The 12,689-nt window shown below is 65.4% G+C and carries 13 protein-coding genes; 6 read left to right on the top strand and 7 right to left on the bottom strand.

The window, feature by feature from the left end; translation table 11 throughout:
- Window positions 1-49: 49 nt before the first annotated feature.
- Complete coding sequence (locus CXY75_RS06110; protein WP_104081944.1) at window positions 50-646, top strand: PepSY domain-containing protein; 597 nt, start codon at window positions 50-52, stop codon at window positions 644-646.
- 72 nt (window positions 647-718) lie between these two features.
- On the opposite strand, the gene rraA is transcribed toward CXY75_RS06110, so the two are convergent.
- On the bottom strand, window positions 719-1,186 hold the full coding sequence (rraA, locus tag CXY75_RS06105; protein ID WP_104081943.1) for a ribonuclease E activity regulator RraA: 468 nt from the start codon (window positions 1,184-1,186) through the stop codon (window positions 719-721).
- A gap of 175 nt (window positions 1,187-1,361) precedes the next feature.
- On the opposite strand from rraA, the gene CXY75_RS06100 reads away from it, so the two are divergent.
- Entirely contained in the window at window positions 1,362-1,631 is a 270-nt protein-coding gene (locus CXY75_RS06100; RefSeq protein WP_104081942.1) for an acylphosphatase, read from the top strand.
- 70 nt (window positions 1,632-1,701) lie between these two features.
- A complete protein-coding gene (locus CXY75_RS06095; RefSeq protein WP_104081941.1) occupies window positions 1,702-2,361 on the top strand; it encodes a Pr6Pr family membrane protein in 660 nt (219 codons plus the stop codon).
- Between the two features lie 45 nt (window positions 2,362-2,406).
- On the opposite strand, the gene CXY75_RS06090 is transcribed toward CXY75_RS06095, so the two are convergent.
- The gene (locus tag CXY75_RS06090; protein WP_104081940.1) at window positions 2,407-3,816 is read right to left on the bottom strand and encodes a flavin monoamine oxidase family protein; all 1,410 of its coding nucleotides are present in this window, start codon (window positions 3,814-3,816) and stop codon (window positions 2,407-2,409) included.
- Window positions 3,817-3,982: 166 nt separating this feature from the next.
- Here CXY75_RS06090 and CXY75_RS06085 point away from each other — a divergent pair, with 166 nt between their 5' ends.
- Genes CXY75_RS06085 through CXY75_RS06075 form a run of 3 tightly spaced genes read left to right on the top strand, consistent with a single transcriptional unit; the run spans window position 3,983 to window position 6,149 of the window.
- Window positions 3,983-4,363 (top strand): GntR family transcriptional regulator, encoded by a 381-nt coding sequence (locus CXY75_RS06085; protein ID WP_104081939.1) that lies wholly within the window; start codon window positions 3,983-3,985, stop codon window positions 4,361-4,363.
- Window positions 4,360-5,376, top strand: coding sequence for an ABC transporter ATP-binding protein (locus tag CXY75_RS06080; protein ID WP_104081938.1), 1,017 nt, complete (start codon window positions 4,360-4,362; stop codon window positions 5,374-5,376). The genes CXY75_RS06085 and CXY75_RS06080 overlap by 4 nt, the downstream gene beginning before the upstream one ends.
- On the top strand, window positions 5,373-6,149 hold the full coding sequence (locus CXY75_RS06075; protein ID WP_104081937.1) for a hypothetical protein: 777 nt from the start codon (window positions 5,373-5,375) through the stop codon (window positions 6,147-6,149). The genes CXY75_RS06080 and CXY75_RS06075 overlap by 4 nt, the downstream gene beginning before the upstream one ends.
- A 275-nt stretch (window positions 6,150-6,424) precedes the next feature.
- Here the strand turns inward: CXY75_RS06075 and CXY75_RS06070 are convergent, their stop codons facing one another.
- The 5 genes from CXY75_RS06070 to CXY75_RS06050 all read right to left on the bottom strand — a co-directional run bounded on the left by CXY75_RS06070 (window position 6,425) and on the right by CXY75_RS06050 (window position 12,451).
- A complete protein-coding gene (locus tag CXY75_RS06070) occupies window positions 6,425-8,158 on the bottom strand; it encodes a methyltransferase (protein WP_104081936.1) in 1,734 nt (577 codons plus the stop codon).
- Window positions 8,159-8,351: 193 nt separating this feature from the next.
- Window positions 8,352-9,572, bottom strand: a complete 1,221-nt coding sequence (locus CXY75_RS20435; protein WP_104081935.1) for an NAD(P)/FAD-dependent oxidoreductase — start codon at window positions 9,570-9,572, stop codon at window positions 8,352-8,354.
- Entirely contained in the window at window positions 9,565-10,269 is a 705-nt protein-coding gene (locus tag CXY75_RS06060; RefSeq protein WP_104081934.1) for a class I SAM-dependent methyltransferase, read from the bottom strand. Before CXY75_RS06060 ends, CXY75_RS20435 begins: the two co-directional genes overlap by 8 nt.
- The gene (locus CXY75_RS06055; RefSeq protein WP_104081933.1) at window positions 10,270-11,499 is read right to left on the bottom strand and encodes a type III polyketide synthase; all 1,230 of its coding nucleotides are present in this window, start codon (window positions 11,497-11,499) and stop codon (window positions 10,270-10,272) included.
- A 52-nt stretch (window positions 11,500-11,551) separates the two neighbouring features.
- The gene (locus tag CXY75_RS06050) at window positions 11,552-12,451 is read right to left on the bottom strand and encodes a phosphatase PAP2 family protein (RefSeq protein ID WP_104081932.1); all 900 of its coding nucleotides are present in this window, start codon (window positions 12,449-12,451) and stop codon (window positions 11,552-11,554) included.
- Between the last annotated feature and the right edge of the window lie 238 nt (window positions 12,452-12,689).

Here is a 12,689-nt window from a genome sequence, read left to right as displayed (position 1 = left end):
GCCAATCGGTCTGGGGCTTTTGGGGGCACCGACGTAAGGCAATTGCTCCATGAACAAAAAGAACATTCTCATCGCGACCGCCGCTGGCGTCGTTCTGCTGCTGGGCGGCGCGGGCATTGCCGTGGCAGTGACCGACAACGACAACGACGGCCCCCTGACCGGGGAGACGCTCGACCGCGCGAGCAACGCCGCCATCGCCGAGGTCGGCCCCGGCACCGTGACGAACGCAAACCGCAACGACGACGGCGGAAGCGCCTATGACCTCGAGGTGCGCCTCGACAACGGCACCACCGTGGACGTTGAGCTCAACGACGCCTTCGACGTGGTCTGGACCGGCGATTACGACAACGACAACACGAACAATTCGAACAACAACTCGTCGAACGACGGCAGCTCATCCGCGCCGAGCGCGGCCCCGAGTGCCGCGGTCGACACGACCACGGCTGACCAGGCAGCGAGCGAGCGCTCCAGCGCGGAGGCGTCAGCCCTCGCCGCGGTAGGCAGCGGTCGCGTGACGGACTTTGACCGCGACGACGACTGGGACCACCTCTACGAGGTTGAGGTCACCCTCGACAACGGCACCGACCGCGACGTCGATCTTGACGCCAACTTCGTCGTCGTGAGCATCGACGACGTTCTTCAGTAACCACTTTCACCCGAGGCGCTGAGCGAATTCGCTCAGCGCCTGTGCTGATTCACGGGTCAGTGATTGAAGGGGTCAGCGCTCGACCAGAATGCCGTCTTCGTCGCAGTAGACGGTGCGCCCAGGAGTGAAGACAACGCCGGCGATCTCGATGACGGCATCCGCTACCCCGGCACCGGTCTTGGAGCTTTTGCGCGGGTTACTGCCGAGTGCCTTGACGCCGAGGTCGAGGGCACCGATGGCGACCCGGTCGCGCACCGCGCCGTTGATGATCACGCCAGACCATCCGTTTGCCACGGCGAGGTCGGCGATCATGTCGCCCATGAGCGCGGAGCCCAGCGAACCGCCACCGTCGATGACGAGCACAGCGCCGTCGCCGGGCGTGGACAGGATCGACTTCAGCAGGGCGTTGTCTTCGAAGCAGGTGACCGTGCGAATGGCACCGCTGAAACGAACCCGACCGCCGATCGTCTGAAACTGCAGGGGCACGGATTGCAGCTCGTCGCCACGCTCGTCGTACAAATCGGCGGTCAACACGGTCATTGTTCCTCCAGGGTGTCGGTGCTTACAGAGTAGGCCCAGTGCCAGAAGTTGAATAACGCCAGAAGCGGATGCTGTCGGTCGAGACCCGCCGGTCGAGACCTGCCGCTTTGCATCACCCGAGATCTCGATCGCTCGCAAGCTCGCGCTTCGGCAGCGGTCGGAGCAGAATAGTCCCGTGATTCGAAAACGAGTGCTCGCCCGGGGCGAGGTGCAGGGCGTCGGATTTCGATATCATGCGGCGGCTCACGCGCGTCACCTCGGGCTCGTCGGCTCTGTGCGCAACCGGACGGACGGAACGGTGGAACTCGAAATCGAGGGGCGGGTGGCATCCGTTTCGAGCATGCTGCACTGGCTTGAAACCGGCCCGCGCTATGCCGTGGTCACGGCCCTCGAGGTGAGCGATATCACCACCACCGGCGGCAGCGACTTTCAGATCACCGACTAAGGCCGGAAGGCCCCCGGAGCTGGCGTAGCGTTGCATTATGATCGCGCGTGAGTCCCACCAAGGGGCGGGAATGACAACGCGCACAGCGTTCGCTCTGGCGCGCCTCGGTCTGGCCGCGACCGGGTTGATAGCCCTGATCGGATACTTCGACTACACCCTCGGTGTTGCATCTTTTGCGATGGCGAATTTCTTCAGTTATTTCACGGTGCAAAGCGCCATCGCATCCGTTGCGGTATTCGTGACGGCGGCTGTCGTGGCACTGCGTCGGCCAACCGATCCGGCCTGGGTCGACATGCTGCGCGCCATGGTGACAACCTACATTCTGGTCTCCGGAGTGGTCTACGGAATCATCGTCTGGCAGTCGTCCGGCGCCAACTACTCGATCGAGGTGCCCTGGTCGAGTCAGCTGCTGCACTTCGTCATTCCGGTCTGCGCGCTGATCGACTGGATGGTCGACCCGTTCAAGGCCCGCCTCCCCTGGAAATATCTCGGCTGGGCCATCGTGTTTCCGCTGTTCTGGCTGGTGTACACGCTCATCCGCAGCCCGATCGTTGGCTGGTACCCGTACTTCTTTCTCGACGCTCGGCAGGTCAGCGGCCCAGCAGAGACCGTGTCCTATTGCCTGATCATCGTGGCCATCATCACGTGCATCGCTGCGCTGCTCACCTGGATAACCCGGCTGCAACGGATGCCGCGGCACCTGCTTCCGCCGTGGGGCTCCGCGCTCTGACTCGCGCTACCCCGCGTCGGGTGTGTTCACGCCGCGAGATGCTACCTACTCGTCGGGACTGGCCAGAAACGGTTCCAGCGCGGTGAGCGCGGCAGCGAGAAATGCGTCGTCGTCAAGCTCGGACAACCGGGTCGCGTTCTCGGCCGCGACAACACCCATGAGAATGGGCTCCCCGGTGAGCGGCATCATGTTCACCCAAACGGGAAAGTCCGCGTCGTCGCCGACGATGGTCCAGAGCCGCGCCGCGGTGTCCCAGAACGGCACGTCAAAACGCAGCCAGACTTTGTCGAGCACGCCCATGCCGAGCGCCGCGATCGCCCCGCGATGCGCGAAGGGGAGCGCCGGCGAAAATTCGATGGCCGCGTTCTGCAATACGCCAAGCGGAACGGTCACGATGACCCGGTCGGCCGAGAGCGATTCGCCGGTACCGAGGCGCAGGCTCACACCGTTGTCATCATGGGCGATGCGATTGACCACACTCGACAGCAGCAGGTCGAGCCCCGTCGCGTCGCTCGTCAGCAGCGTGGAGTAGCCGCCCACGACGATCTGGTCGTCATCGACCGTGGCCATTTCGGTCGTGTACCAGGCCGACTGCTGGCTCGTCGTCGCGCCTGTTTCCACCTTGAGCTGGGTTGCGATTTCATACTCGAGCCAGTCGGCCTCCGACAGACCCTCGGCATTGGGCGTCTTCGACAGGTTCGCTTCGCCCGAGTCAATCAGGGCGCGCTCGACCGAAACGTCTTGCTGCTGTCCAGCCGCCCAGGCCAGGGCGCCGACGACGGCCTCTGCGCCGCGCGGCGACACATCGACAACCGCGCCGGCCCTGGTACGCACCTCGGGGGTGCGCACAAACGGCAGCAGGCTAACACCGAGCCCGCTGAGTTCGTCGTCGAGAAAGTTGTCGGTACTGCGATGCACAAAGGAGGGGCCACGTTCGATCGGAAACGGCCAGTCGGCGCTGACGGTGTCGATGCGCCCACCGATGCGGTCGCGAGCCTCGATCACGACGACACTGAATCCGGCGTCGGTGAGCTGGCGGGCCGCCGTGATGCCGGCGATACCGGCACCGACGATAGTCACACGCTCGCCCGGAGCTGCGACGTCCTGCACCCGGCCGGCCGCTAGCAGTCCAGAGGCCCGAGCTCCCTGCACAGTGCCCGGCTCGTCGAGCGCTGTCGCTTCACCGGCAAAGAAGACGCGCGCGTCAACGGGCTGGCCCAGGGCGGTGCGATGCTCAGGCGTGGAGCCAACGGCGGCGTAACTGAACGATCCGCGGGAGAACGGGTCGGTCGACCAGTTGGTTCGGGAGACGGTCAACGGCCGCGGCACCAGTGATGGCGTGAGGGTGGTGGGCACAGCGGATGTCGTCGGTACCGGCGCCGGCGCCACGCACGCGGCGAGGGCCAACACGGAAAAACCAGACGCCGCGCCGAGCAGAAACGTGCGCCGCTTCACGATCGGTCCAGCCCAGAACGGTCGTACAGTCCGGCGCCAGTCATGACACCAAACTACCGCAGACTTTTACGCTTGACATTGTCATCTCAAGGTAGTTAGTTAGTTACACGACCAACTAACCAGCTAACCAATAGCAGGCCCAGCATCTACGGAAAGCAGGCAGTCCTTGATCGAAGCGGGCAAACCGATCTTCGTGCAGATTGCGGAGCAGATCGAGAACGACATCATCGATGGCGTCATCGAGGAAGAAACATCCGTGCCATCGACCAATGAATTTGCGGCTTTTCACCGCATCAACCCGGCCACCGCCGGCAAGGGCGTCAATCGTCTGGTCGAAGACGGCATTCTCTACAAGAAGCGAGGAATAGGAATGTTTGTAGCCACCGGAGCCAGGCAGCGACTGGTCGGCGCTCGCACCGAGCAATTTCGGGCTAATTTCGTCGGCCCGCTGCTGGCCGAGGCTGTCAAACTTGGCCTCACCGCCGAGCAGGTCGCCAGCATGATCAACGCAGAATCCGTGACCGACAGAATGGCGAGCAACTCATGAACCTCACCGACCCGGCCGTGCGCGTCACCGGCCTCACCAAGAAATTTGGCGCCTTCACCGCGATCAACGACGTGAGTTTCACGGTCGAGACCAACAAAATCTACGGGCTGCTCGGCCGCAATGGCGCCGGCAAGACCACCCTCATGCAGTTGCTCACCGGGCAGCAATTCGCGACCAGCGGCACCCTCGAGGTGTTTGGAGCTTCGCCGTTGGAAAACGCGCGGGTGCTGCAATCACTGTGTTTCATCAAGGAAACTCAGAAGTATCCGGACAGCTTTCGGCCCGCTCATGTGTTTGCGAGTGCGCCGTGGTTTTTCGCCAATTGGGATGCGGACTTCGCAGGCCGGCTGGCCGAGGACTTTCGTCTGCCGCTGAATCGGCCGATCAAGAAGCTTTCCCGCGGGCAACTCTCGGCGGTCGGCGTGATCGTTGGCCTCGCCTCACGCGCTCCGCTCACCTTCTTCGATGAGCCCTACCTCGGCCTCGATGCGGTCGCGCGGCAGATCTTCTACGATCGCCTGCTCGAGGACTATGCCGAGCATCCACGCACCATTATTTTATCGACGCATCTCATCGACGAGGTCAGCAACCTGCTCGAGCACGTACTCGTCATCGACGAGGGCCGCATTCTTATCGATCAAGACGCGGACGAGTTGCGCGGCACTGCGAGCACAGTTGTCGGCAAGAAAACGGATGTCGATGCCTTTGTCGCCGGCCGCGACATCATTTTCCGAGATGGTATCGGCGCGCTCGCCTCAGTCACCGTCACCGGCCTCGGGGAGGCCGAACGGGCCACCGCGCGCGCTGCCGGGCTCGAAATCTCCCCCGTGTCGCTGCAGCAGCTGATCGTGCAGCGCACGACGAGCCAGCCATCCGAGCGCGACGCGGATCGCAGGGCGCCGGGGCAACGGGGCAGAACGGGTGCCGGTAACGGCCACTCAGCCGAAGGCCGCGGGGACACACCCGCCGATCAGACCGAGAGCAAGACCGACGCCTGGAGTGCACACTCATGACCGATTTACTGACCAGCACGCCGACATCCGTTCACCCGCGCAGCGCCCCGGCACGCATCTGGAACGTGGTGCGACTACACCTCGTCGATCGTCGCACCTACATCGGCATTCCTTGGCTGATCGTCGGGATGGCCTTCGTCGTCACCGTCTTCTTCGCGCAGATCGTCGGCTTCACCAACGGCGGACTCGGTACCCCCGACGCCATCGCGGGCCAGCGCTACAGCTGGGCGGTGCTGGCTCCGCAGGGGTATCTAATTGCGGTCGGTGTGCAGGCCATCTCGTTCGGGTTTCCGCTCGCCCTCGGATTCGGCGTGACCCGCCGAGACTTCTACCTCGGCACCGCACTGCTGTTCGTGCTGATCTCGGCCGCGAATGCGCTGGCGTTTGCCGTGCTGACCCAGCTCGAACAGCTGACCGAGGGTTGGTGGATCGACACCTACATGTTCAACGCGATCTGGCTTGGTATCGACGGATTCTGGGTCGACCTGTTCTCCTTCTTCGTGATGCAGCTGCTGGTGTTCTTCGTTGGCGCATCGATCGCGACCATTTATATGCGCGGGCGCATGCCCGGAATGCTCGTGTTCTGGAGCTCGTTGGCCCTAGCCATCGCCGGCGCCGTCACGATCATCACCTTCACCAGCAACTCCCCAACGGTCGCCATCTGGTTCGGTGCTCAAGGCATCGCCGGCATCTTCGCCTGGCTGCTGGTGCCGACAGCACTCGCCGCCATCGGAGGCTTTTGGGCCCTGCGCAGAGCCACCCCGAAGAACTAGGGCTTCTGGGCATCCCGTCTCGGCACCCGGGGTCCATAACTCCTGCAATTTGTGACCAGCACGAATCGAAAGCCCGGCATTCCGCCCAATTTTTCTGCCACGGCCTCAAAGTGCAGGAGTTACGCCCAGTGGCCGCGGGCAACCGGGGGCTTGTTCAGGAAATCCGGCCGGGTGACGTCGGGAATCCCCGTGCTTTCGGGGTCGCCACTGCGCCACCGACGCAGATTGCCTGATCTAGCCACTGCGGACAGCCGCACCAGAGGCTGGCCGGGCAGTTAGACGGGCTCTGGGATGGTCAGGAAGCCGTCGACGAGGAGGGCGCGCACCTGGGGTAGCAGTTCGGCGGTCAGCGACTCCTCGTCGGCGTCGAGCAGCTGGGCGAGTGCTCCGATAATGGCGCCGACCGCGAGGTCGCCGTCGCAGGCGCCGACCAAGCCGGCCAGGGCCGTGTCGAGCGGCACGGAGCGGCCGAATCCGCTGCCCTGGTGCAGGGTCATCAGCGTCGGATCCTGCTGGCCTGGCCAATAGTGACGCTCTTCGGTGACGTCGGAGGCGACGGTGAGATTCGTGCGCAACAGGCGCGAGTCATTCGTTTGAGCCTGCCAGTCGTGCGCGGCGAGGCACTCGGCCAGGTACGCGCCGAGGCCGGCCGGATTATGGCCGAGGGCATCGGGCATCCGTTCAAGGCGGCGCAGGGTGGGAGCGGCCCCGGCCGATGTACCTTCGGTCAGCGCAGTGGTCGATGGGCTCAGCTCGTCGGCGGCGGGCACGCCGACTGCATCACCGGCCGGTCGCCGCAACAGCAGGTAGCCGAAGCCAACCCGGCTCACGCCCCGAGCCTCGAAGTCGTTCAGCCAGGCGTTGTAGAGCCGGTCGAAGTCGGGGCCTGGCCGGGTGCCGCCATCCCGGATCCAGGTCTCGGCGTACTCGCCCGGCGACTGCACCTCGCGTTCGATGATCCAGGCGTCCAGCGCCGGCGAAGCGGATGCGGACAGCGCCGCCAACGTATCGTCGCCCGGCAGCTCAGTCGAAATCGAAGCGGATGCGGCCGGCGCCGCCACCGAGTGCGCCACACGAGCCGTCGGCGCCGAAGCACCCGGCGTGAGCCAGCCCTCGAGCCGCTCGAAGGCATCCGTGTCGCCCGAGTATTCCCAGTTGCCGAGCAGCTGGGCGACGCCGCCGGGGGTGAGATGGTCGGCAGCGGCGCGCACGACGGCCTCGACCAGCGCATCACCGACCATTCCGCCGTCGCGATATTCATAGCTCGGCACGCCCTCGGCGCGCGGCGTGATCACGAACGGCGGGTTTGAGATGATGTGATCGAAGAGCTCCCCCGCCACCGGCTCGAACAGACTGCCCAGCCGAAACTCGATATTATCGATCTCGTTGAGCGTGGCGTTCAGCGCCGCGAGTTCGAGCGCCCGCACCGAGATGTCGGTCGCGACGACCTGCTCGGCGTGTCGGGAGGCGTGCATGGCCTGAATGCCGCAGCCGGTTCCGATGTCGAGCGCGCGCGCCACCGCGCGCGGCATCATGAGTCCGCTGAGGGTGAGGGAAGCCCCACCAATGCCGAGAACGTGGCTTTCGCCGAGCGGATGCCCCAGCACCAGCTCCCCCAGATCGCTCACGATCCACCAGCTGTCAGCTCCGTGAGCGTCGATGAAGCTGTACGGGCGCAGGTCGACCAGCGGGCGCACGCCGGTGTCACCCTCCGCTGCCACAAGTCCAAGCTGTTCGGCGCCGGCTGCCCCGAGCGCCGGCAGCGCGGCAGCAAGGTCGGCGCGCGGCACCGCATCACCGAGTAGGAACAGCCGGGCTAGGGTTGCGGCGGGTTCGTTCCGGCCGAGTTTAATGGCGAGCGCGGCGAGCGCCCGCTGGGCCGGAACCCGCTGGTTTCGGTGGAGGGCGGCATCCGCTTCGATGCCCCATAATCCGGTCAGACCGGGAACCGAGAAGTGGGCGGCGGCGAGGTCGGCGCGCAGCCGAGCGATGAGAGTTGCAGAAGTCACCCGTCTATTTAACTCGATGCACACCCGCGCCCACACCCAATGCCGGTAAATCTGCGACACGCCGCGCCGCGCAGACCGCCGCAGGCGGCGTGTCGCGAATGTAACCGGCGTTACGTACTAACCGGGGCTGCCCGGCCGGAGCCGCCAGTCCGAAGCCGCCCGACCGGCGCTGCCGGGGTCACGCCCGCACCACCTACAGCCAGCGCATGGTGAACGCGCGAGCCACGAGCGCGTTGGCGGGCGGCAACGTGAGACCGCGCACGAGGGCGTTGCGGGCACCGAGTCGCAGGCCGTGGGCTGGCCGGCCCATTTCCATGTTGAATCCGGCCTGCAGGGCGGCGCGGCGAGCGGCGGCGCTGCGGGTGCGGTCGAAGTCGCCCAGAACGGATGCCGCCACCCCCGGTACGAGCAGCGCCCGCTGCAGCGCCGGCGCGAGTGCAACGGCGTCGAGCCAGCCGAGGTTCATGCCTTGCCCGCCAATCGGGCTAATCTGATGCGCGGCATCGCCGACCAGCACGATCCGGCCCGCGGACCGAGACCGTGGCCCACGTCGCCACGTCCCCGCGCGTAGCGACCCCGACTGCGGTGACTCCGCATGCACCGCATCCGAATTGAGCGACCCCGAGTGCATACGCCCCGCCAGCCGCTGCTGCACCGCGAAAGCGCTGGCCGCCCCGAGAGGTTCGGCCAGTGTGACGCCGGTTCGAAAACGGATAAGCGCGGCCAGGTCGGCGCTGTCGGCATCCGTTGCAAGAAAATCGGTCATCGCCACCCAACGACGCCGAGCGCCAGGCAGCGGGAACGACTCGACCACGCCGCCGCGCTCGAAATAGAGCACCGCGCCGGTCTCGCCCGAATCTGGGTCGGCGAAGTCGCCCATCAGGTAGGTTTCGCGCCGGCCGAGTTGCCGCCAACTGATACCGGCCACCTCGCGCACCCGGCTGCGCGCTCCGTCCGCGCCGATCACGTAGCGTGCCTCGACGGTTCCAGCGTCGGTCGCGACCAGGGCTGCATCGCCGCGCTCGTGTACTCCAGTCACCGTCACGCCGCTGCGATACCGGCCGGGCCTCAGCCGCTCGAACCGCTCGCGCAGCAGGGCCTCCGTCTCGTACTGCGGCAGTGCCACGACGTACGGATACGCGGGCGCGGCCCGCTCGAACGACAGCTTCCCGAGCTGCAGGCCGTCGCAACGCACTTCCCCGCCGCGAATCTGCACGGCCAGCTCGATCAAAGAGTCGGCCACATCGATACTGGCCAGGGCAGCGAGGGACGGCGGGTGAATGCCGATCGCTCGGGAACGGAGCGATGGCCGATCGCGCTGCTCGAGCACTTCAACATCGAGTCCGCCGACGGCCAGCACACAGGCCAGGAACGTGCCGACCGGCCCGCCACCGACGATAACGACATCACGCACCGGGCGCGTCCCAGCTCAGCACTAGCCGCGACGGCTTGCCGGGCGACACCGTCCACCCCGCGGGCACCGCAGCCCGCAACTCCTGCACGGTGTAGCTGCGTTGAATCGAGGTGAGCCCGTCCGGGCGAATATAGGAGTGCCGAAAGAATGGCCAGGTGGCCGCCCCGAACCCGAGATAGGCGACCTTCGACCGCTCAAGGTCGGCATGCAGCACCCGGCGGCCGGCGAGCGCCTCCGAATCCACAAGCAGCCCCTTGAGCTCGGCAACGCTCAGGTGGTGCAGCACGTGGTTTGAGACCACGAAGTCGAAGCGCTCACCCTCCGCCACCAAGTCAGAGCTCAGGGCTCGCCGGAAGGACAAGCCAACGATCTTCGGCTGGCTAGTCGCGAACACGTGCGCGCGAGCATCCGGATCAATGCCGGTCACGCTCAGCCGCAGCCCGTCGCGCGCCGCCCAGCGGGCCAGCGACCGCGAAACGTCGCCGCCACCAGAGCCGATATCGAGCAGCGTCATGTCGGTCGTCGTTGACAGAGCGGGGCGGATGCTGCGGCGATAGATCCTCCACCAGCCAGAGACGACCGCGTTGACCACGCGAAAATCTTGATAGGTGCGGGTCAGCATGGCCGGATCGCAGAGCGGCGAATCCATGATTTCTACTGCTCCGTGCGCCCGGACGCGCAGTGATGGCAGGGCCAATTAGCCCTCGATTACGGTCATCAGCCCGGATTCCACCGTGAGGCCAGGGCCGAACGCCATCGCGCAGACGCGCTCCCCATCGATGCTGGCTGGGCCGTCGAGAATAGCTTTCATCACGAACAGAATGGTCGCGCTACTCATATTGCCGTTGGTGCGCAACGTCTCGCGCGAGGGAATCAGCTGGTCCGCCCGCAGTCCCAGTTTCGCCTCGGTCTTATCGAGAATGCTGCGTCCGCCGGGGTGGATCGCCCAGTGCTCGATCACCGAGCTGAGAACGGCGGGCTGGGCCAGGGTGAGAACAGCGGTGCGCACGGGGGCAACCGGGGTTGTCCCGACCGCCGAGGCAGCATCCGCTTGAACAGGAACATTGAGCTGCCCGCTGATCGACGCGTCGCGGGCGAACAACGGGGCGAGCGCGCCTTCGATGTGCTCGTCAATGATGTGCGGAACGTACGTGCTCAAAATCATTTCGAAGCCCTCATCGCCGATTTTCCAGGCCATGTCGCCCTCGCCGACCGGGGTGATCACCGTTTCGAACAGGTCGAGGCCGAGGGCTTTCTCGCCCGGCAGCGGCGCCCGGGCGCTGACGATTCCGGCAGCGGCACCGTCGGAGAACAGTGAGGAGGCGATGATGGTGTCCGGGTCGCTCGAGGTGCGCAGGTGCAGCGAGCAGAGTTCAGCGCTGACCACGAGCACGACAGCGTTCGGGTCTGCCTCGACGAACTGCTTTGCCGTGCGGAGGGCCGGCATCGAGGCGTAGCAGCCCATGAATCCCAGGTGATAGCGCTGCGTGCTGGCCTTCAGGCCGAGCTCGCGCACGAGCATGTAGTCGGGGCCGGGCGCGTAAAATCCTGTGCACGAGACCGTGACGACATGAGTTATATCTTCGGGGCGAATGTCGGGGCAGGCGGCGAGCGCCAGGCGGCCGGCCTCGACAAACAGTTTGGTGGCCTCGGTGATGTACAGCTCATTGCGCACGCGGGTACTCGGCACGAGCAGCAGCTGCTGCTTCGCGTCAAAGAACTGTGGCTCGGCCGAATCATCGTGCAGGGTGAGCTCGGCAATCACGGTATGCCGGGTGTCGATGCCCGACACGTTGAACGACGTGCTGACCAATCGCTGAGCGAGTCGGCTCAGGCCGGGCTGGGCCGCGAAAATGTCGCGCACCTGCTCCTGGATGAGAATCGTCGGGGGAACTACGGTCTGAAGCGCTCTCAACGTGACGGCCATGAGTCAGTGTTGCACGCGACTTCTCTTCCGTATAGCCCCTGCGGGCCGAGATCTACGGCAGGCGAGCAAACAGGCGCGTTCCGCCGAGCGCGAGCAGCAGGCCAGCAGTCACGATGGCCGCGACGCCGCCGAAATAAGCGACGACCGTGCCGGTGGTTCCGACGCTGGCGAACAGGCTGCTGTTGAGCACAAGGGTGACGAAAAATGCCACGGCGGCGAGAGCGCCGAAGCCGATCGACAGCCAGCGAATAACGCGCATGGTGGATCGACGAAGGCCCGTGAAGGCGGGTCGCCGCGACGGCGTGTCCTCCACTCGTGGCAGAACGCCGACTCGCGGCCGGACTAGCACCGCGCCGGCCAGGCAGCCCCAGAGAGCAACCCAGAGCAGTCCGGCAATCGCGTCACTTGGCCGATGCCATTGGTTAGCGAGCGTTGCTACCCCGGCCAACACGGCGAAAGCGGTGCCCCAGCCGGCGACCAGCGGCCGGGTGCGCGGGCTTGCCACCAGAAAAACGACGAGAGCGGATGCCGCCGCCACCGTCGTATGCCCCGACGGGAATGAGTTTCCGGCGTAACCCTCGACGGCCAGATCGGGGCGGCCCAGGATGGCGTATTTGAGTAGCTGGGCCGTGGCCGTTGCTGCCCCGGCCGCGACCAGGGCTACGACGAGCGTGCGCCAGTTTCGACGCACGAGCGCGATGATCGCGGTCAGTACGACTCCGAACACCACGGCCACATTGGGCACGGAGTCGAGCACCTTGCCGGTGAACGGGGTGATGCTGCGGCGGCCGAATTCGGCGCCGTTATAGGCGAGCTGGTCGGCCTCCTGGCCGGCATGACTGCGCACGAAAAACAGGTACAGGCCGATGAAAACGACCGTAACGAGCCCTGCGCTGGCGAGGTAGCTAAACGACCCCGGTAGCGGAGAGTTCGGTTGGGATCTGGTGCGCACGGTCTAGCATGCCACAGCAAGGCTGGGAGCTTGAGCAGGTCACCCGGAAGGGTCCCACTGGGAATATTCTTGCCAGCTGACTAACGTTCGTGCGGCATATCGAGTTCTGGGATCGGTCTGTCACACCACTCCTGCGCACGATTCAATAACGATATTTGCCCATTTACCCCGCCTCAGGCACGATTCAAGGGTGGCGTTCACCGGTTGTTCAAGAATGTCTGATCGAATGGTAACCAGC

It is taken from the genome of Cryobacterium sp. Y11 (assembly GCF_002929535.1).
GTDB lineage: Bacteria > Actinomycetota > Actinomycetes > Actinomycetales > Microbacteriaceae > Cryobacterium.
The sequence above is the reverse complement of the archived record's forward strand: the minus strand, read 5'-3'. Positions and strand labels throughout refer to the sequence as shown.

Bases quoted from the DNA above. Each gene is read 5' to 3' on its own strand.
- CXY75_RS06075 (WP_104081937.1), top strand. From the start codon at position 5,373: ATGACCGATTTACTGACCAGCACGCCGACATCCGTTCACCCGCGCAGC.
- CXY75_RS06055 (WP_104081933.1), bottom strand. From the start codon at position 11,499: ATGGCCGTCACGTTGAGAGCGCTTCAGACCGTAGTTCCCCCGACGATT.
- CXY75_RS06080 (WP_104081938.1), top strand. From the start codon at position 4,360: ATGAACCTCACCGACCCGGCCGTGCGCGTCACCGGCCTCACCAAGAAA.
- CXY75_RS06095 (WP_104081941.1), top strand. From the start codon at position 1,702: ATGACAACGCGCACAGCGTTCGCTCTGGCGCGCCTCGGTCTGGCCGCG.
- CXY75_RS06110 (WP_104081944.1), top strand. From the start codon at position 50: ATGAACAAAAAGAACATTCTCATCGCGACCGCCGCTGGCGTCGTTCTG.
- rraA (WP_104081943.1), bottom strand. From the start codon at position 1,186: ATGACCGTGTTGACCGCCGATTTGTACGACGAGCGTGGCGACGAGCTG.